The 19,133-nt window shown below is 70.4% G+C and carries 21 protein-coding genes; 9 read left to right on the top strand and 12 right to left on the bottom strand.

From position 1 onward, the window contains the following. Nucleotide 1 precedes the first annotated feature (1 nt). From FBY23_RS13785 to FBY23_RS13740, 10 genes are all read right to left on the bottom strand, one after another. Nucleotides 2-394, bottom strand: a complete 393-nt coding sequence (locus tag FBY23_RS13785) for a metal-sulfur cluster assembly factor (protein WP_141798660.1) — start codon at nt 392-394, stop codon at nt 2-4. After that, complete coding sequence (sufU, locus tag FBY23_RS13780) at nt 391-858, bottom strand: Fe-S cluster assembly sulfur transfer protein SufU (protein ID WP_141798659.1); 468 nt, start codon at nt 856-858, stop codon at nt 391-393. Before sufU ends, FBY23_RS13785 begins: the two co-directional genes overlap by 4 nt. Nucleotides 859-860: 2 nt before the next feature. After that, on the bottom strand, nt 861-2,132 hold the full coding sequence (locus tag FBY23_RS13775) for a cysteine desulfurase (RefSeq protein WP_141798658.1): 1,272 nt from the start codon (nt 2,130-2,132) through the stop codon (nt 861-863). A gap of 2 nt (nt 2,133-2,134) precedes the next feature. Further along, complete coding sequence (gene sufC / locus FBY23_RS13770) at nt 2,135-2,902, bottom strand: Fe-S cluster assembly ATPase SufC (protein WP_141798657.1); 768 nt, start codon at nt 2,900-2,902, stop codon at nt 2,135-2,137. Next, entirely contained in the window at nt 2,899-3,234 is a 336-nt protein-coding gene (locus FBY23_RS13765) for a non-heme iron oxygenase ferredoxin subunit (RefSeq protein ID WP_141798656.1), read from the bottom strand. Before FBY23_RS13765 ends, sufC begins: the two co-directional genes overlap by 4 nt. Continuing rightward, nucleotides 3,231-4,400, bottom strand: coding sequence for a Fe-S cluster assembly protein SufD (gene sufD / locus FBY23_RS13760; protein ID WP_141798655.1), 1,170 nt, complete (start codon nt 4,398-4,400; stop codon nt 3,231-3,233). The genes FBY23_RS13765 and sufD overlap by 4 nt, the downstream gene beginning before the upstream one ends. After that, a complete protein-coding gene (sufB, locus tag FBY23_RS13755; RefSeq protein WP_141798654.1) occupies nt 4,400-5,818 on the bottom strand; it encodes a Fe-S cluster assembly protein SufB in 1,419 nt (472 codons plus the stop codon). The genes sufD and sufB overlap by 1 nt, the downstream gene beginning before the upstream one ends. Continuing rightward, a complete protein-coding gene (locus FBY23_RS13750; protein ID WP_141798653.1) occupies nt 5,815-6,474 on the bottom strand; it encodes a metalloregulator ArsR/SmtB family transcription factor in 660 nt (219 codons plus the stop codon). Before FBY23_RS13750 ends, sufB begins: the two co-directional genes overlap by 4 nt. A gap of 179 nt (nt 6,475-6,653) precedes the next feature. Next, on the bottom strand, nt 6,654-7,073 hold the full coding sequence (locus FBY23_RS13745) for a hypothetical protein (protein ID WP_141798652.1): 420 nt from the start codon (nt 7,071-7,073) through the stop codon (nt 6,654-6,656). Further along, nucleotides 7,066-7,431: a hypothetical protein gene (locus FBY23_RS13740; protein ID WP_141798651.1), complete on the bottom strand. Its 366-nt coding sequence runs from the start codon at nt 7,429-7,431 to the stop codon at nt 7,066-7,068. Before FBY23_RS13740 ends, FBY23_RS13745 begins: the two co-directional genes overlap by 8 nt. 43 nt (nt 7,432-7,474) lie before the next feature. On the opposite strand from FBY23_RS13740, the gene FBY23_RS13735 reads away from it, so the two are divergent. From FBY23_RS13735 to FBY23_RS13710, 6 genes are all read left to right on the top strand, one after another. Beyond that, nucleotides 7,475-7,930 carry an Lrp/AsnC family transcriptional regulator gene (locus FBY23_RS13735; RefSeq protein WP_141798650.1) on the top strand — a complete coding sequence of 152 codons (456 nt, stop codon included), beginning with the start codon at nt 7,475-7,477 and terminating at the stop codon, nt 7,928-7,930. Between the two features lie 117 nt (nt 7,931-8,047). Beyond that, entirely contained in the window at nt 8,048-8,866 is an 819-nt protein-coding gene (locus FBY23_RS13730) for a carbon-nitrogen hydrolase family protein (RefSeq protein ID WP_222117817.1), read from the top strand. After that, nucleotides 8,863-10,554 carry an NAD(P)/FAD-dependent oxidoreductase gene (locus FBY23_RS13725; protein ID WP_141798649.1) on the top strand — a complete coding sequence of 564 codons (1,692 nt, stop codon included), beginning with the start codon at nt 8,863-8,865 and terminating at the stop codon, nt 10,552-10,554. The genes FBY23_RS13730 and FBY23_RS13725 overlap by 4 nt, the downstream gene beginning before the upstream one ends. A 23-nt stretch (nt 10,555-10,577) precedes the next feature. Next, complete coding sequence (locus tag FBY23_RS13720) at nt 10,578-11,516, top strand: ABC transporter ATP-binding protein (protein ID WP_260805957.1); 939 nt, start codon at nt 10,578-10,580, stop codon at nt 11,514-11,516. Then, nucleotides 11,513-12,280 carry an ABC transporter permease gene (locus FBY23_RS13715; RefSeq protein ID WP_260805956.1) on the top strand — a complete coding sequence of 256 codons (768 nt, stop codon included), beginning with the start codon at nt 11,513-11,515 and terminating at the stop codon, nt 12,278-12,280. The genes FBY23_RS13720 and FBY23_RS13715 overlap by 4 nt, the downstream gene beginning before the upstream one ends. Before the next feature lie 2 nt (nt 12,281-12,282). After that, nucleotides 12,283-13,161 (top strand): heme A synthase, encoded by an 879-nt coding sequence (locus tag FBY23_RS13710; RefSeq protein WP_260805955.1) that lies wholly within the window; start codon nt 12,283-12,285, stop codon nt 13,159-13,161. 14 nt (nt 13,162-13,175) lie between these two features. Here FBY23_RS13710 and FBY23_RS13705 read toward each other — a convergent pair whose 3' ends face one another. Both FBY23_RS13705 and FBY23_RS13700 read right to left on the bottom strand, forming a co-directional pair. Further along, nucleotides 13,176-14,093: a heme o synthase gene (locus FBY23_RS13705; protein ID WP_396954517.1), complete on the bottom strand. Its 918-nt coding sequence runs from the start codon at nt 14,091-14,093 to the stop codon at nt 13,176-13,178. 109 nt (nt 14,094-14,202) lie between these two features. Further along, nucleotides 14,203-14,802, bottom strand: a complete 600-nt coding sequence (locus FBY23_RS13700) for a TetR/AcrR family transcriptional regulator (RefSeq protein ID WP_160158236.1) — start codon at nt 14,800-14,802, stop codon at nt 14,203-14,205. Between the two features lie 102 nt (nt 14,803-14,904). On the opposite strand from FBY23_RS13700, the gene FBY23_RS13695 reads away from it, so the two are divergent. Genes FBY23_RS13695 through FBY23_RS13685 form a run of 3 tightly spaced genes read left to right on the top strand, consistent with a single transcriptional unit; the run spans nt 14,905 to nt 19,123 of the window. Further along, entirely contained in the window at nt 14,905-16,620 is a 1,716-nt protein-coding gene (locus tag FBY23_RS13695) for an amidohydrolase (protein WP_141798645.1), read from the top strand. Further along, on the top strand, nt 16,617-17,945 hold the full coding sequence (locus FBY23_RS13690) for a M20 family metallopeptidase (RefSeq protein ID WP_141798644.1): 1,329 nt from the start codon (nt 16,617-16,619) through the stop codon (nt 17,943-17,945). Before FBY23_RS13695 ends, FBY23_RS13690 begins: the two co-directional genes overlap by 4 nt. Beyond that, a complete protein-coding gene (locus FBY23_RS13685; protein WP_141798643.1) occupies nt 17,942-19,123 on the top strand; it encodes a nitrilase-related carbon-nitrogen hydrolase in 1,182 nt (393 codons plus the stop codon). The genes FBY23_RS13690 and FBY23_RS13685 overlap by 4 nt, the downstream gene beginning before the upstream one ends. Nucleotides 19,124-19,133 lie beyond the last annotated feature (10 nt).

The raw sequence follows: 19,133 nt of genomic DNA, 5'->3' as shown, positions 1-19,133 counted from the left end.
ATCAGACGTTGAAGCCCAGTGCGCGCAGCTGCTCGCGGCCGTCGGGGGTGATCTTGTCGGGACCCCACGGCGGCATCCAGACCCAGTTGATGGCGACGTCGTTGACCAGGCCCTCGAGCGCGGAGTTGGTCTGGTCGGTGATGACGTCGGTCAGCGGGCAGGCCGCAGAGGTGAGCGTCATGTCGAGGACGAGGTTGGTGTTCTCGTCGACGTGCATGCCGTAGACCAGGCCGAGGTCGACGACGTTGATGCCGAGCTCGGGGTCGACGACGTCCTTCATCGCCTCCTCGATGTCGGCCAGCGCCACGTTGGTCGAGGCGTTGGTCGAGGCGTTGGTCGAGCCGCCGGCCTCGGGGACCTCGGGCAGGTCGCTGTTGTCGATGGACTCGGTCATGAGTTGTCTCCGTCTCCTGCGACGACCTGGGCCGTCGCGTCCTTCCACGCCATCCACGACAGCAGGGCACACTTCACGCGGGCCGGGAACTTCGCCACACCGGCGAACGCGATCCCGTCCTCGAGCACGTCCTCGTCGGGCTCCACCGCGCCCTTGCCCTGCATCAGGGTCAGGAACTCCTGGTGGATCGCCATCGCCTCGTCGACGCTCTTGCCCACGACCAGGTCGTGGAGCACCGAGGCCGAGGCCTGCGAGATCGAGCAGCCGAGGGCGTCGTACGACACGTCGTCGACGACCCCGTCGGCCAGGTGGACCCGCAGGGTCACCTCGTCGCCACAGGTCGGGTTGACGTGGTGCACCTCGGCCGTGTGGTCGGCGTGCTCACGAAGCCCCTTGCCGTGGGGGTTCTTGTAGTGGTCCAGGATGATCTCCTGGTACAGGGCGTCTAGATCCTGCGCTGTCATCCTCAGTCCAACTTGAAGTAGGAGCGGGTGTATTCCAGCGCCTCGACCAGGGCGTCGATCTCGCGCGGCTCCGTGTAGAGGTACGACGACATCCGCGTCGAGGCCTGCACACCGAAGCGGGCGTGGGCCGGCTTGGCGCAGTGGTGGCCGGCGCGTACGGCGACGCCGCGGCTGTCGAGCACCTGCGCGATGTCGTGCGGGTGCACGCCGTCGAGCTCGAAGGAGATCGCACCGCCGCGCTGGGCGGCGTCGAGCGGGCCGAGCACGGTCAGGCCCTTGACCGACTGCAGGCCCTCGAGGGCGTAGCCGGTGATCGCCTGCTCGTGGGCGTGGATCGCGTCGAGCCCGATGTGGCCGAGGTAGTCGACCGCGGCGCCGAGACCGATCGCCTCGACGATGGGCGGGGTGCCGGCCTCGAACTTGTGCGGGATGCCGGCGTACGTCGAGCCCTCCATCCGCACGGTCTCGATCATCTCGCCGCCACCGAGGAACGGCGGCAGCTCGTCGAGCACCGCACGCGAGCCCCAGAGCACGCCGATGCCGGTCGGTCCGACGACCTTGTGGCCGGTGAAGGCGACCAGGTCGGGGCGCTCCTCGACCGGCATCGCGGCCAGGTCGATCGGCAGCTGCGGCGCGGCCTGCGACGCGTCGACGACGACGATGGCGCCGACCGCGTGCGCGCGGCGGGTGAGCTCAGCGACCGGGTTGATCGTGCCCAGCATGTTGGACACCCAGGTGAACGAGACGACCTTGGTGTGCTCGTTGATCAGCTCGTCGATGCCCGACAGGTCGAGCTGTCCGTCGTCGGTGAGCCCGAACCAGCGCAGCGTCGCGCCGGTGCGCTGGGTGAGCAGCTGCCACGGCACGATGTTGGAGTGGTGCTCCATCTCGGTGATGACCACCTCGTCGCCCGCACCGACCTGCCGCGGGCCCGCCCAGGCCAGCGTGTTGGCGGCCAGGTTGAGCGCCTCGGAGGCGTTCTTGGTGAAGATCACCTCGTCGCGGTCGGGCGCACCGATGAACGCCGCCACCTTGTCGCGCGCGGCCTCGAAGGCCTCGGTCGACTCCGCGCCGAGCTGGTGCATGGCGCGGGCGATGTTGGCGTTGTGGCGCTCGAGGTGGTCGACCATCGTGTCGATGACCACCTGCGGCTTCTGCGAGGTGTTGGCGCTGTCGAGGTAGACCAGCGGCAGCCCGCCCGCGAGCGTGCGCTCGAGGATCGGGAAGTCCTTGCGGATGACCGCCAGCTCGGGGAGGAGCCCCTCCAGGGTCATGGTCAGACCCCGGCTGCCTGGGTGCCGACGTACTTCTCGTAGCCGTTGGCCTCGAGCTCGTCGGCCAGCTCCGGTCCGCCCGACTCGGCGATCCGGCCGTCGACGAAGACGTGCACGACGTCCGGCTTCACGTAGCGCAGGATCCGCGTGTAGTGCGTGATCAGCAGCAGGCCCTTGCCCTCGCGGCCGGCGTAGTCGTTGATGCCGTCGGAGACGACCTTGAGCGCGTCGATGTCGAGGCCGGAGTCGATCTCGTCGAGGATCGCGAACTTCGGGTCGAGCAGGTCGAGCTGGGCGATCTCGGCGCGCTTCTTCTCACCACCGGAGAAGCCCTCGTTGACCGAGCGGCTGGAGAACGCGGTGTCGAGCTTCATCCGGTCGAGGGCGCCGTTGACGTCCTTGACCCAGGTGCGCAGCTTGGGCGCCTCGCCGTCGACGGCGGTCTTGGCGGTGCGCAGGAAGTTCGACATGGAGACGCCGGGGACCTCGACGGGGTACTGCATCGCCAGGAACAGGCCGGCGCGGGCGCGCTCGTCGACGGTCATCTCGAGCACGTTCTCGCCGTCGAGGAGCACCTCACCGCCGGTGATCGTGTACTTCGGGTGGCCCGCGATGGAGTACGCCGTGGTCGACTTGCCCGAGCCGTTGGGGCCCATGATCGCGTGGGTCTCGCCGTCCTTGACGGTCAGCGTGACGCCCTTGAGGATCTCCTTGGCGCCGTCCTCGGTGTCCACGGACACCTGCAGGTTCTTGATCTCGAGGGTGCTCATGCGGGGGTGACTCCGTTCAGGGTCGTGGTGACGTCGACGTAGATGTCGCCGTCACGCACTTCGACAGGGAAGGTGGCGACCGGTTCGGTCGCCGGGAGGCTGGTGGGCTTGCCGGTGCGCAGGTCGAAGGTCGACCCGTGCAGCCAGCACTCGATGGTGCAGTCGGCGACCTCGCCCTCGCTCAGCTGGACGGCCGCGTGCGAGCACAGGTCCTGCAGGGCGAAGACCTCGTCGCCGTCGCGGGCGATGGCGACGTCGTAGCGGTCGACGGTGACCGCGAGGGCCTCGTCGGCCGGTACGTCGGCCAGCGAGCAGGCGCGTTCGAAGCTCACTGCCCGACCTCGCGCAGCACGTTCTTGGCGAGCTCGGCCTCGACGGTGGTGAGGAGCTTCTCCTCGATCTCCGGGACGTCGATCTTGCGGATCAGGTCGTTGAAGAACCCGTGCACCACCAGGCGCTGCGCCTCCTTCTCGGAGATGCCGCGCGAGCGCAGGTAGAACAGCTGCTCGTCGTCGAAGCGGGCCGTCGCGGAGGCGTGCCCCGCACCCTCGATCTCGCCGGTCTCGATCTCCAGGTTGGGGACCGAGTCGGCCTGGCAGCCGTCGGAGAGGACCAGGTTGCGGTTCTCCTCGTAGGTCTCGATGCCCTCGGCGACCTTGCGGATCAGCACGTTGCCGATCCACACGGTGTGCGCCTTCTCGCCCTGCAGCGCGCCCTTGTAGACCACGTTGGACTTGGTCCGCGGCGCGGTGTGGTCGACGAACAGGCGGTGCTCGATGTGCTGGCCGGCGTCGGCGAAGTAGAGACCGAGACCCTCGTAGGAGCCACCCGGTCCGGCGTAGTCGGCGGTGCTGTCGCTGCGCACCACGTCGCCACCGAAGGTGACGGCGACGTGCTTGAGGGCGGCGTCGCGACCGATCCGGGCACGCTGGCTGACGACGTGGACCGCGTCGTCCTCCCAGTCCTGCACCGTGACGAACGTCAGGTCGGCGCCGTCCTCGACGACGACCTCGATGTTCTCAGCCCAGGTCGCGGACCCGGAGTAGACGACCACCACGGTGGCCTTGCTGAACCGTCCGGCGCGCACCAGCAGGTGCGCGGCCGTGGCGTGGTCGGTGCCCGTGCCGGTGAGCCGGATCGTCGAGGCGCCCTCGACGACGGCCTCCTCGGGGATCTCGACCTCGTAGACCGAGCTCGCGGCCTCCCAGACGCGGGCGGAGATCCGGTCGAGCGGGACGAAGCCCGACGAGCCGCGCCGCGAGTCCGCAGCGGCGACGGTGCGGGCGGTCACGCCGTCGGCGAGGTCGGCCTCGACCTTGAACGACGAGCCGTCCAGCGCGGCGTCCGTGTGGACCCCGCGCAGCCGCTTGAGCGGCGTGAACCGCCAGATCTCCTCACGACCGGTCGGCACCTCGTGGGCGTCGACGTCGAAGGATCCTTCGGGGTGGAGGTGGCTCTCGACCTTCTCGAGAGCACCTTCGAGAACTTCGGCAGTCATCAGCCGACGGCACCTTCCATCTGCAGCTCGATCAGTCGGTTCAGCTCGAGGGCGTACTCCATGGGGAGCTCCTTGGCGATCGGCTCGACGAAGCCGCGCACGATCATCGCCATCGCCTCGTCCTGCTCCATGCCACGCGACATGAGGTAGAACAGCTGGTCGTCGGAGACCTTCGAGACGGACGCCTCGTGGCCCATCGACACGTCGTCCTCGCGGATGTCGACGTACGGGTAGGTGTCGGAGCGGCTGATCTGGTCGACCAGCAGCGCGTCGCACAGCACGTTGGACTTCGACCCGTAGGCGCCCTCGTTGACCTGGATCAGGCCGCGGTAGGACGTACGACCGCCACCGCGGGCGACCGACTTGCTGAGGATCGAGGAGGACGTGTGGGGCGCGGCGTGGACCATCTTCGCGCCGGCGTCCTGGTGCTGGCCCTCGCCGGCGAACGCGATCGACAGCGTCTCGCCCTTGGCGTGCTCGCCCATCAGGTAGACGGCGGGGTACTTCATGGTGACCTTGGAGCCGATGTTGCCGTCGACCCACTCCATCGTCGCGCCCGCCTCGCAGACCGCGCGCTTGGTGACGAGGTTGTAGACGTTGTTCGACCAGTTCTGGATGGTCGTGTAGCGGCAGCGGCCGCCCTTCTTGACGATGATCTCGACGACCGCGGAGTGCAGCGAGTCCGACGAGTAGATCGGCGCGGTGCAGCCCTCGACGTAGTGCACGTAGGCGTCCTCGTCGACGATGATCAGCGTCCGCTCGAACTGGCCCATGTTCTCGGTGTTGATCCGGAAGTAGGCCTGCAGCGGGATGTCGACGTGCACACCCTTGGGGACGTAGATGAAGGAGCCACCCGACCACACCGAGGTGTTGAGCGCGGAGAACTTGTTGTCACCGACGGGGATGACGGTGCCGAAGTACTCCTTGAAGAGCTCCTCGTGCTCCTTCAGCGCGGTGTCGGTGTCGAGGAAGAGGACGCCCTGCTCCTCCAGGTCCTCGCGGATCTGGTGGTAGACGACCTCCGACTCGTACTGCGCGGCGACGCCGGCGACCAGGCGCTGCTTCTCCGCCTCCGGGATGCCGAGCTTGTCGTAGGTGTTCTTGATGTCCTCGGGCAGGTCCTCCCAGCTCTGGGCCTGCTTCTCGGTGGACCGCACGAAGTACTTGATGTTGTCGAAGTCGATCGCGCTGAGGTCGGAGCCCCAGGTCGGCATCGGCTTGCGGTCGAAGAGCTTGAGGCCCTTCAGGCGCAGGTCGAGCATCCAGCCCGGCTCGCTCTTCTTCGAGGAGATGTCCCGTACGACGTCCTCGTTGAGGCCGCGCTTCGCGTTGGCACCGACGTCGTTCTTGTCGGACCAGCCGAAGTCGTAGCGACCGATCCCCTTGAGCTCGGGGTTCAGCTCTTCGATCGAGGTCATGGCGTGACCTGCTCCTTCTGTGTTGAGGGGATGCACGTGGTGCACACCCCGTCGCCGTGGGCGATGGTGGCCAGGCGCTGGACGTGGGTGCCGAGGACCCGGCCGATGGCCTCGGTCTCGGCCTCGCACAGCTGGGGGAACTCGTGGGCGACGTGGGAGACCGGGCAGTGCTGCTGGCACAGCTGCTCCCCCACGACCGGCAGCTCGCGCACGGCGGCGGCGTACCCCTCGTCGGAGAACACCAGCGCCAGCACCTGCGCGGGCGACGCACCCGGGTTGGCGGCGGCGACGACCGGGAACTTCTCCTCGATGAACGACGCCCGCCGCTCGGCGAAGGCCCGGACGGCGTCGTCGCCGCCGGTCTCGGCCAGGAAGCGGAGCGCCTCGGTGGCCAGGTCGTCGTACTGCTGGTCGAAGGCGTCGCGGCCACGCTCGGTGAGCGCGAACACCTTGGCCGGCCGGCCCCGGCCGCGCGAGCCCACCGGACGGGGGTCGCGGGCGTCGACCGCGCCCTCGGCGAGCAGCTGGTCGAGGTGGCGCCGCACGGCCGCGGGCGTCAGCTCGAGGCGCTCGGCGAGCGCCGCCGCGGTGGACGGACCGTTGACCAGGATCGCCCGCGCGACGCGCTGCCGCGTCGGCTGGTCGGTCTCGGTCATGAATTCCACAACAGCAGTGTGCCGTTATTGATTCCGGCGGTTCAAGGAAGGTAAGGCTTACTCAGGCCTGCCTCACCCGCTGGGTCGGCGCCGGAATTGTTGCGGTTTGGTCCCAAACCGCAGGTTTTCGGCCCCGAATGTTGCGGTTTGGGACCAAACCGCAGCACTCCGACCGGCCACTAACTGCGCGCGGGACTCGTGTGGCGCAACCAGGCCAGCCCGGCGAAGGGCAGCACGAGCGGCAGGAAGCCGTAGCCCTGGCCGAAGTGCGACCAGACGGTCTTGTCGGGGAACAGGTCCGTGGCGAGATAGCTGAGCGTGCCGACAGAGAGCACGCCGAGCAGCTCGATGGTCACCGCGATCCCGGCCACCCGCCAGCCGGTGCTGCCGCCGAGGAGCAGGCAGGTGGTCGCGACCAGGTAGAGGACCGCGGCCACGAGCGAGAGGGAGTACGCCAGCGGTGCCTTGTCGGGCTCCATGCCGAGCTGGACCGCCGAGCGGCCGGTGGCGGCGACGGCGAACAGGCCGTAGACGAAGACGAGGGCGCGGCCCCAGCCCTGGGAGAGGGGATGTGACGGCTGTGCGGATCGGTCAGGCACCCGGACCACTCCACACGTCCCACAGCCGGGCCTCGAGGCCCGCGACGGTCGCCACGCCGAGCAGCAGGATCGTCGTACCGACCCGGGAGCGCTCCGCGAGTGCGAAGAAGGCGGCGACGACCGGGACCAGCAGGTTGGTGACCAGGTAGCTGACGAACACCGCGCCCTCGATGTCGCGCTCGGTGCGGGCCAGGGCGACCACTCCCCCGACCAGCTGGACGAGCATCACGACCTCGACCACGGCCAGACCGATGAAGTGGGAGTCCTGCGCGGCCCGGTCGCGGACCAGGTCGACCACGAGGAGGACGGCGAGGGCGCCCGCGAGGACCAGCGCGACGCCGTACAGCCAGGGATTCACGGCGGTCAGCGTAGACCGGTGACGTTCCGCAACAATGACCCGCATGCAGCTCGACCAGCTCGACCGCCTGATCGTCGGCGCCCTCCTGGAGGACGGCCGCGCCACGTTCGCGCAGATCGGACACCGGGTCGGGCTGTCCGCGCCGGCCGTCAAGCGGCGGGTGGACCGCCTGGTGGCGTCGGGCGCGATCACCGGCTTCACCGTGCGGGTCGACCCGGCGGTGGTCGGCTGGTCGACCGAGGGCTACGTGTCGATCTACTGCCAGGGCTCGACGACGCCGGCGGAGATCCTGGCGGCGGTGGACCACGTGCCCGAGGTGGTCTCCGCGTCGACGGTCACCGGGGAGGCGGACGCGATCCTGCACATCCACGCCTCCGACATCCGGCACTTCGAGCAGGTCGTGGAGCGGATCGCCGGCGAGCCGTTCGTTGCCCGCACCAGGAGCGAGCTGGTGCTCTCGCCGCTGGTACGACGCGAGCAGGGCAGCCTTCCCGACTGAATCCTCGCCCGGTGGCGCAACAGATCACTGCAGACGGTGAGATCGGCGCAACGGATCGTCGCAAGCGAGCAACGTGCACGCCTCGATCTTGTGCCGCCGCGTTCCTAGTCTTGTCGGGTGACCGACACCCCCCGTGCCGACGCGCTGGTCGTCGCCGCCTGGCAGCCCGACGGGCCGCTGCTCGACGTACCCGCCGCCCTCGCTTCCCTCGACGCCACTGCCGCCGAGGCCGCCTTCGCGGGCGCCCGCCTGCTCGTGTGCCCCGAGCTGACCCTCACCGGCTACGACATCGCCCCGCAGGCCGCCGAGCTGGCCGAGCCCGCCGGCGGCCCGATGGCGGCCGCCGTCGCGGAGATCGCCCGCAAGCACGGCTTGGCGATCGCATGGAGCTGGCCCGAGCGCGACGGCGAGCAGGTCCACATCGCCGCCGAGCTCGTCGACCGCGACGGCACCGTGCTGGCCCGGCACCGCAAGGCGCACCTCTACGGTCCCGACGAGGCCGGCGCCTACGTCCCCGGCGACGGGACGCCTGCGGTCGGCGAGGTCGACGGGTACCGGGTCGGGCTCCTGGTCTGCTACGACGTCGAGTTCCCCGAGCAGGTGCGGATGGTGGCCCTCGCCGGTGCCGACCTCCTGGCCTGCCCGACCGCCCTGATGGCGCCGTACGACGCGGTCAGCACGCTGATCGTCCCGGCCCGTGCCTTCGAGAACCAGATGGCCGTGGCCTACGCGAACCGGGCCGGCTCCGAGAACGACCTGACCTACACCGGGCTGAGCTGCGTCGTCGGCCCCGACGGCGTCGACCTCGCCCGCGCGGACGACCGGGCCGGCCTCGTGGTCGGCACCCTCACCTCCGCCGCGCTCGACGACGCGCGCCGCGCCAACACCCACCTGGCCGACCGCCGGCCCGAGGTCTACGGAGGCCTGACCCGATGACGACCGGACAGACCACGCCCGACCCGGCCCACACCGTCCCGGCGCCGGTGACGATGCTCGGCCCCGACTTCCCGTTCGAGTACGACGAGCACCTGGCCCACCCCGACGGCCTCGGCTCGGTCCCCGCCGAGAACCACGGCCGCGAGGTCGCGATCATCGGTGGCGGCCTCTCGGGCATGGTCACCGCCTACGAGCTGATGCGCCTGGGCCTCAGGCCGGTCGTCTACGAGGCCGACCGGATCGGTGGGCGGCTGCGCTCGCAGCCGTTCGGCGGTCCGCACGGACCCGTCGCCGAGCTCGGCGGGATGCGCTTCCCACTCTCATCGCGGGCCCTGTTCCACTACATCGACCACCTCGGTCTGCGCACCTCGCCGTTCCCGAACCCGCTGTCCGAGGCGACCCCGAGCACGGTCGTCGAGCTGGGCGGCGAGTCCTTCTACGCCCGCGGGTACGACGACCTGCCGGACTTCCTCAAGGACGTCGCCGACGCGTGGCACGAGGCCCTCGGCGAGATCGGCTTCGCCGACGCCCAGCGCGCGATTGCGGGGCGCGACGTGCCCCGGCTCAAGGAGCTGTGGAACGAGCTGGTCCTCAGCCTCGACGAGGAGACCTTCTCCGGCTTCCTCGCCAACTCCAAGGCGTTCGGCTCGCGCAGCTTCCGGCACCGCGAGGTGTTCGGCCAGGTCGGCTTCGGCACCGGCGGCTGGGACACCGACTTCCCGAACTCGATGCTCGAGATCCTCCGGGTGATCTTCACCAACGCCGACGAGGACCACCAGATGATCCACGGCGGCGCCCAGCAGCTGCCCGTCGGGCTGTGGCAGGACACGCCGGAGTGCGCGCACTGGCCGGCCGGTACCTCGCTGGAGAGCCTGCACGGCGGCTCCCCGCTGCCCGGGGTGGCCCGGATCGCCCGTGACGGGTCCGACGACGGGCGGTTCGAGGTCACCGACCGCTGGGGCAGCACCCGCTCCTACGACGCCGTGGTGGTCACCTGCCAGGTCTGGCTGCTGTCCGCGCGGATCGACGTCGACGAGTCGCTCTTCTCCCCCGACCTGTGGATGGCGATGGAGCGCACCCACTACATGCAGTCGTCGAAGACGTTCGTGCGCGTGGACCGGCCGTTCTGGAAGGACGTCGACCCGGCCACCGGGCGCGACGTGATGAGCATGACGCTCACCGACCGGCTGAACCGGGCGACGTACCTCCTCGAGGACGACGGCGCCGCCTCGATCTGCCTGTCCTACACGTGGAACGACGACGCGCTGAAGTGGCTGGCGCTGCCGGTCGAGGAGCGGGTGCGGCTCCAGCTGCACTCGCTGCGCAAGATCTATCCCGACGTCGACATCGCCTCGCACATCGTCGGCGACCCGATCACCGTGTCGTGGGAGTCCGACCCCAACTTCATGGGCGCGTTCAAGGCCAACCTGCCCGGCCACTACCGCTACCAACGGCGACTGTTCTCGCACTTCGTGCAGGACGACCTGCCCGCCCACCGGCGCGGCATCTTCCTCGCCGGCGACGACATCTCCTGGACCGCCGGCTGGGCCGAGGGCGCGGTCACCACCGCCCTCAACGCGGTGTGGGGTGTCGTGCGTCACTTCGGCGGAGGCAGCGCCCCGGGCAACCCCGGTCCGGGGGACAGGTTCGCCGACCTCGCACCCGTGGCCCTGCCGGACGGGCTCTGACCGGGCGTTCCTAGACTGTCGCCGTGCCTCACGCTGCTGACCTTGCTGTCGAGGTCGACGGACTGGTGATGAGGTACGGCGACACGGTCGCCGTCGACGGCCTGTCGCTCACTGTCGAGCGCGGCACCATCACCGCCGTCCTCGGTCCCAACGGGGCCGGAAAGACCACCACCCTGGAGACCTGCGAGGGTTACCGGCGGGCCCAGGGCGGCACCGTCCGGGTGCTCGGCCTGGACCCGGTGCGCCAGCGGGCCGAGCTGCTGCCGCGGATCGGCGTGATGCTGCAGTCCGGTGGCGCCTGGAGCGGCGCGCGGGCCGAGGAGATGCTCCAGCACTTCGCCCGCCTGCACGCCCGGCCCCAGGACGTGGGCCTGCTGATGGAGCGGCTGGCGCTGCACGAGTGCGGGCGCACGCCGTACCGACGACTCTCGGGTGGCCAGCAGCAGCGGCTGGGCCTGGCCCTCGCCCTGATCGGGCGTCCGGAGCTGGTGTTCGTCGACGAGCCGACCGCCGGCATGGACCCGCAGATCCGGCGAGCCGTGTGGGACCTGCTCGAGGAGCTGCGGGCCGACGGGGTGACCGTCGTACTGACCACGCACTACCTGGAGGAGGCCGAGCGGCTGGCCGACCGGGTGCACATCTTGGACCGCGGGCGCCTCGTCGCCAGCGGCACCCCGCTCGAGCTGACCCGCGGCGGCACCGTCGCCACGATCCGGATCGTCGTCACCCAGCCCTTCCCTCCGGGTGCGCCCGAGGAGCTGGTCCGCGCGCTGGGCGACGGCACCGAGCTGACCGTGCTCGACCCGCTCAGCCTGCAGCTGTCGGGTCCGGCCGACAGCACCACGCTCGCCACCGTCGCCTCCTGGTGCGCCGCCCACGACGTGCTGCCCGAGTCGCTGTCGCTGGGCCAGCGCAACCTCGAGGACGTGTTCCTCGAGCTGACCGGCAGGGAGTCGCTGTGAGCACCTTCGCCCCGGCGCCCGGCGCCGCTCCCGTCGTCCGCCAGCTGATCACGCAGGCCGGGATGGAGGCGCGGCTGATGCTGCGCAACGGCGAGCAGCTGCTGCTGGCCGTGGTGATCCCGGTGATCGTGCTGATCGGCTCGGTCCGCGGCGTCGAGCGAGTCGGCTTCGACCTCGACGGCCGCCCGATCGACGTACTGACCCCCGGTGTGCTCGCGCTGGCGATCATGTCCACCGCGTTCACCTCGCTGGCGATCGCGACCGGCTTCGAGCGCAGGTACGGCGTCCTCAAGCGCCTCGGCACCGCTCCCCTGTCCCGCGCCACGCTGCTCGGCGGCAAGGTGCTCGCGCTGCTGCTCGTCGAGGTCTTCCAGTTCGTCGTCATCGGCGGCGTCGGCCTGGCCCTGGGCTGGTCCGGTCCGTCGGGCGTCGGCGGCGCGCTCCTGCTCGTGGTCGCCGCGCTGTTCGGGACCGCCGCCTTCGCCTCGCTCGGCATGCTGCTGGCCGGCTCGTTGCGCGCCGAGGCGACCCTCGCCGCCGCGAACCTCGTCTACCTGCTGCTGCTCGCCGGCGGCGCCGTGATCCTGCCCGCCTCGCTGTACGGCGGGCTCGGCGACGTCGTGCGCTGGCTGCCCTCGGGCGCTCTCGGCGAGGCGGTCCGCGCTGCGTGCGACGGCTCGGTCGCCGTACGCGACCTCGTGGTGCTGCTCGCCTGGACCGTCCTCGGCTCCGCCCTGACCGCCCGAACCTTCAAGTGGGAGTGACCGTGAGCACCGCGACCCGACTGACCGACCTGCAGCGAGCGCTGGAGGCGCGGCTCGTGCCGCTGGCGTGGGCCAACCTGGTCGCGAACATCGGGATCGTCGTGACCGGCGGTGCCGTCCGGCTCACCGGCTCGGGCCTCGGCTGCCCGACGTGGCCGAAGTGCACCGAGGAGTCGTACACGACCCACCCGGCGCTCGGCATCAACGGCGTCATCGAGTTCGGCAACCGGCTGCTCACCTACGTCCTGCTGGCCATCGCCCTCGCCTTCGTGGTCGCGGTGTGGCAGCGCGCCGGTCGGGTGCGCACCCTCGGCCTGGTGATCCTCGCCGGCATCCCCGCCCAGGCGATCGTCGGCGGCATCACCGTGCTCACCGACCTCAACCCCTGGGTCGTGGCCGGCCACCTCCTGGTGTCGATGGCCATGGTCGGGGTGTGCGTGTGGGTGCTCGACGACCTGACCGGCCCCGCACGTGGCGTGGCCTCCGGTGCGGTGCGCCGGCTCGCCTGGGCCACCTTCGCCGTCGGCTGGGTGGTGCTCTGGCTCGGCACCGTGGTCACCGGCTCCGGGCCCCACTCCGGCGACCTGGAGTCCCGTCGTACCGGACTGGACCCGGAGGTGGTCTCCCACGTCCACGGCATCTCGGTCGGCGTGCTGGTCGTGCTGACCCTGTCGCTGCTGCTCGCCGCCCGTCGTCGGCACGACCGCTGGGTGGCCACCTTCGCCGCGGCCCTGCTCGGCGTCGAGCTCGCCCAGGGCCTGCTCGGGTACGTCCAGTTCTTCACCGACCTGCCCGAGATCCTCGTCGGCCTGCACATGCTGGGCGCCGCGCTCGTCGCCGCCGGCCTCGCCCGCGTGGTCGTCACCACCCGCCGCCGCTGAGCTCGAGCTCGGTCTCAGTGCAGGAGCGGGTCGATCGCGACGGCGACGAAGAGCAGCGAGAGGTACAGGTTCGACGAGTGGAACAGCCGCATCGGCTGGAGCACGCTCAGCTCGTCGGAGGTGCGGGCCCGGCGGTGCAGGCCGTGGGCCTGGGCAAGGAAGACGGCACCGAGCACCGCAGCGGCGATCGGGTAGACCGGGCCGGTCGAGGCCACCGGCCACAGCACCAGCGAGGTCGCGACCATCACCCACGAGTAGACGACGATCTGGAATGAGACGACGCGGGCGGACTTCACGACCGGCAGCATCGGCACGTCGACCTGGGCGTAGTCCTCGCGGTAGCGCAGCGCGAGCGCCCACGTGTGCGGGGGCGTCCAGAAGAAGACCACGAGGAACAGCACGACGGGCACCCAGGACAGCTCGCCGGTGACCGCGGTCCAGCCGATCAGGGCCGGGAAGCAGCCGGCGATGCCGCCCCAGACGATGTTCTGGGTCGTACGACGCTTGAGGAGCATCGTGTAGACGAACACGTAGAACGCGTTGGCGGAGACCGACAGGATCGCCGAGAGCGGGTTGACCCACGCCCACAGGATCACTGTCGAGAGCACGCCGAGGACCACGCCGAAGACCAGCGCGGCACCGGGCGAGACGATGTGACGCGGCAGCGCCCGGCGGCGGGTACGACGCATCTGCTCGTCGATGTCGCGGTCGTAGACGCAGTTGAAGACCGAGGCGGACCCCGCCGAGAGCGTCCCGCCGATGACGGTCGCGACCACGAGGCCCAGCGCGGGCACGCCCCGCGCGGCGAAGAACATGACCGGGACGGTCGTGAGGAGCAGCAGCTCGATGACGCGCGGCTTGGTCAGGCCGACGTACGCCATCACGACGTCACGGAGGGTCGCCTTCTGCGGTCCCTCGTCACCGGACAGCAGCTCGGGGCTGGTCGGGTCGACGTAGGTCACGGAAGTCCTCGCAAACAGTGGCAGAAGCGCTCCGAGTGTAGCCCGACGACATCCCCGGGCCGAAAGCGGACAGGGCCGCTCACGGCTGTGGGAAGAATCTCGCGATCAACGGCCGTAGCCGCGCGTCCTCGAAGTCGTCCACCGGCAGGGCCAGGTGCTCGAGCACAAGGCCGTTGACAGCCGTGAGCAGGTCGGCAGCCGCAGCCTCCGCGTCCGCGACGCCGGCACCGCGCAGCTCGCCCGCGAACGCCGACCGCTGGGTCGCGCCCCACTCGTCGAGACTGGCGCGCAGCTCCGGTCGTCGGGCAGCCCCGAGGAACAGCTCGTAGCGCGCGATCGCGGCATCGCGGTCGACCGTGAGCGCGTCCATCACGTACGACGCGAGGCGGTCGACCCTCTCGGCGACGTCGATGTCGGGCAGCTCCTCGAAGAGCGCGCGGACCTCGTCGATCTGCCGAGAGGCGAGCCGGCGCAGAGCCTCGTCGAGCAGCTGGTCGAGCGTCCCGAAGTAGTACCGGGCGTTTCCGTGGGTCGTCCCTGCCTCAGCAGCCACCGACCGGTGGGTCAGCGCGGCGACTCCGTCGCGGGCCAGCAAGCGGACCGCCGCGTCGAGCAGCGCGTCGCGTCGAGCCACACCCCTGGCCATCCGGGGCTCGCGCACCGAGGAGGTCGAGCTCATGACCGCATCGTAGCGACGAGTTTTCGCGACACTCTTCTCCATCTGGAGAAAACAGGACTACGGTGGCGCACGTCACTTCTCGACCGCGACGAAAGGCCACGCATGACCAACACACTCATCACCGGTGGGCGGGTGCTCACCATGGATCCGGACCGGCCCGAGGCGGAGGCCGTCGTGCTCTCCGGCGGCCGGGTCCTCGCCGTCGGCGACCGCCGGCCGATGGAGGACCTCGCCGGTGCGGGCGCTGAACGCGTCGACGCTGGCGGCGGGGTCGTGATGCCCGGCCTCGTGGACACCCACCCGCACGTCATGCACTTCGGGATGCTCGCGGGCGGCCTCGTCGACCTGACCGACGCCGTCGACCACGCCGACATCGTCGCCCGGATCCGCGCCAAGGCCGCCACGACACCGGCCGGCGAGTGGATCATCTGCACTCCCGTCGGCGAGCCGCACTACTTCATCCGCCGCAACGAGAAGGACCTGGCGGAGCGGCATCTCCCGACCCGCTGGACGCTCGATGCAGCCACCAGCGAGCACCCCGTGATGATCCAGGCGTGGGCGCCACGGATGCCCAACGTCGTCGCGTTCAACAGCGCAGGACTCAAGGCGCTCGGGCTCACTGCCTTCATCCCCGACCAGGTCAGCGACGTCCAGCTCGAGAAGACCGACGACGGCGAGCTGACCGGCATCCTGCGCGGGCCGGTGACGAACTACTACACCTACGACCCGTTCTGGGGGCAGCTGCTCACCAAGCTCCCCCCACCGAACCTGGAGAACGCCGCTGCCGGCACGCTCGCCGAGATGGCGCGCTTCACCGCCCAGGGCGTCACGACCGCCTACGAGGGCCACGCGATGGAGCCTGAGCACCTGGGCCTCTACAAGCACCTGCGCGAGTCCGGCGCCCTCACCATGCGCGTCCTCGCCACGCTCGACGTCGAGTCGGTGATCTTCTACCCGTTCGACCCACTGTCTGACCAGGAGTTCGCGGCCCGGCTCCCCCAGCTCGCCGCGCAGGTGAGCGACGTGTCCGACGAGCTGCTCCGGTTCAACGGCCTCACCATCAGCCCCGGCGGGCCGTGCTTCTCCGGCTACTACGCGACCTACGAGCCGGCGCTCGACCCGTTCGGCCGGCGTACCCGTGGCACTCGCTTCATCTCGGTCGAGAAGGAAGAGGCCTTCGTCCGGTTCTGCGCGAGCGAGGGCATCCGCGGCAACGTGTGCCTCGGCGCCTTCCGCGAGCACGACGACTTCCTCGAGATCGCCGAGCGGGTCGTGCGGGACCACGACTTCCGCGACCAGGCCTGGATCCTCCAGCACGCGATCACGATCACGCCCGCCCAGGCCCGTCGCTACAAGGAGCTCGGCTTCAAGGTCACCACCAGTGCCGGGTTCGCCTGGGGCAAGGGCGCGATGTACGGCGAGCGGATCGGCGAGCACGCCTGGCGCGACCTCGAGCCGCTGCAGCGGCTGCTGGACCATGGTCTCGAGCTGGCCGGCGGCTCCGACTGGGGCCCGAAGAACCCCTGGGAGCAGATCGAGCTCGCCCAGACCCACCGGTTCGCGGGCAGCAACCACCGCAACGACGGCCCCGACCAGAGCGTGTCGCGCCTCGACGCGCTGCGGATGTGGACGTCGGGAGCGGCGAGCGTCATCGGCTGGGACGAGGTGGGTTCCCTGGCGCCCGGCAAGCACGCCGACGTCGTCGTCGTCGACCGCGATCCGCTCACCTGCGACATCGACGACCTCCGCGACACGCGCGTGCTGCGGACCTACCTGGGCGGCGAGATCGTCCACGACAGCAAGGAGCTGACGGCATGATCGCGACCAAGGTCGACCTCGTACTGGGTCGGATCGACGCGTTGCGCGAGGAGCTGGTCACCACGCTCCAGGAGGCCATCGCGATCCAGAGCGTGAACCCGACCTATCCCGACCAGGACTACGAGGAGACGGTCGGCGGCGAGACCGAGGTCGCCCAGCTGCTCGGGAGGCACTACCGGCAGGCGGGCGCGGACGTCGAGCTGTTCGGCGAGGCTCCCGGCCGTGACAACGTCGTGGGCGTGGTCGGCGGCACCGGCGGCGGCCGCTCGTTGATCCTCAACGGTCACCTGGACGTCGTCCCGGCCGGGGACGCCGCCGCATGGACCCACGACCCCTTCGCGGGGCACGTCGACGGCACCCACGTCTGGGGTCGCGGTTCCGTCGACATGAAGAGCGGGCTCGTGGCGCAGGCCTTCGCGGCCCGCGCGCTGCACGAGTCCGGCGTCCGCCTGCGCGGCGACCTGATCCTGCAGGGCGTCGCAGGCGAGGAGAACCTCGAGCACCACCTCGGCACCTCGCTCGTCCTCGGCAACGGCTACACCGCGCACGGCGCGATCATCGCCGAGCCGACCGGCGCCGTCGGCCCGCTCAGCGTGATGCCCGCCACGCCCGGAGTGCTGGTCATGCGGATCACCGTCACCGGCAAGACGGGCCACGCCTCCGCCCGCTCACTGATGCGCGCACAGCTGCGCGGGAGCCCGGACGCCGAGCCGATCGCCGCCAGCGCCCTCGACGGCGCTCTGCTCCTCCACGACGCGCTGCGCCGGCTGGAGGAGGAGTGGGAGGTGACGCTCACCGACCCGCTGTTCGAGCCCGGCCAGTTCACCATCGGCCTCGACGTCATCGACGGCGGCGCCCGGGCTGCGCGCAACGTCGCCTTCATCCCGGACGAGACGACGCTCGACTACGCCATCTTCTACCCGCCGTCGGTCGAGGTCGCCACGGTCCAGGCGGAGATCACCGCGACCATCGCGACGGCGGCCGGGGCCGACCCGTGGCTGCGACGCAACCCGCCAGCGGTCGACTGGCCGATGCACTATCCCGGCGGCCGGACCGACCGGGACGATCCGTTCTGCCAAGTCGTCGTCGATGCCCGGACGGAGGCCACCGCCGGCACGGCGTACGCGGGGGAACCCGACGTACGACCGTTCCCGAGCGCCACGGACCTCACCTGGTTCACGGCCGCCGGCATCCCCGCTGTCGGCCTCGGCCCCGGGGCTCTGGCCATGGCACACGCCGTCGACGAGCGGTGCGCGATCGAGGAGATCGTCTGCGCAGCGAAGTCCTACGCGACGGCTGCCATCCGCTGGTGCGGTGTCGCATGACCGCGCCCCTCTCAGCGCCCAGCACACCGATCGCGCCGTACCTGGCGGTCGGGCTCTCGACGTTCGTCCACGGCATCGGCGCCCGCGAGCACATCGCTCGCAACCTCGACACCATCGAGGAGGCATTCCATGCGGCGGTGTCGATCGTCGGCATCAACATGCCGGTCAGGCTCGTGGCCCTCTCCGAGGGAGCACTCACCGGCTTCACCGACGAGATCTACGACCTTCCCCACGTCCGCAGCGCCCGCGACCTCTTCATCGACATCCCCGGTCCGGAGACCGATCGGATCGCCGAGCTGGCGCGGATGTACGACACCTACGTGATCGTCCAGTGCAAGGCGCGCTGGCCCGAGGTGATCGAGGACCGGTTCTTCAACGTGATGGTGGTCGTCTCACCCAGCGGCGAGATCGTCCATCGGGCCGCGAAGAACCACGTGTGGTGCCGGGAGCACTCGTGCACACCGCACGACGTCTACGACCGCTGGGTGGAGCTGTTCGGCGACGGCATCGACGCCTTCTACCCCGTGCTGCGCACGCCGGACATCGGCAACATCGGCACGATCTGCTGCAGCGACGGCGAGTACCCGGAAGCGGTCCGGGCCCTGGCGCTCAACGGCGCAGAGCTCGTCTACCGGCCCAGCGAGGCGGTCCCGATGACGACGTCCGGCCCCGACGACGGCGGCACCTGGCTGCTGCAGAACCGGGCGCACGCCCATTTCAACAGTCTCTACATGCTGTGCCCCAACACCGGCCCGGTCTACTCCTCTCCTGCGGCCGAGCACCCTGTCGACATCGCCGGGGGCAACGGGCACATCGTCGATTACAACGGCCACGTGGTGGCCCGGTCGTCGTCGGGCGCCAACGCGATCATCGCGGCGCCCGTGGACATCGAGGCGCTGCGCCAGTTCCGGATGATGAACCTCAACTCGAACTGGCTCAAGGACGTGCGGACCGAGCTCTTCCGTCGCATGTACGACCACCCGATCCACCCCGCCAACCTGTGGCTGGACACCGAACCCGGGCGGCACGCCGAGGTGGACGAGATCTACCGCGCCAACATCAGCCGGCTGGTCGCCAGGGGGACCTACGTGGAGCCGTCCACGCGGTTCCCGGGCGCCCGCCACCACCCCACCCCGGCCGATGGCGACCTGGACGCGATCCTGTCCGCTTGGCGCTAGGAGCATCCCA

Source organism: Nocardioides sp. SLBN-35, from assembly GCF_006715725.1.
Classification (GTDB): domain Bacteria; phylum Actinomycetota; class Actinomycetes; order Propionibacteriales; family Nocardioidaceae; genus Nocardioides.
Note: the sequence above shows the minus strand (reverse complement) of the source record. Positions and strands in the feature narration are given on the sequence as shown.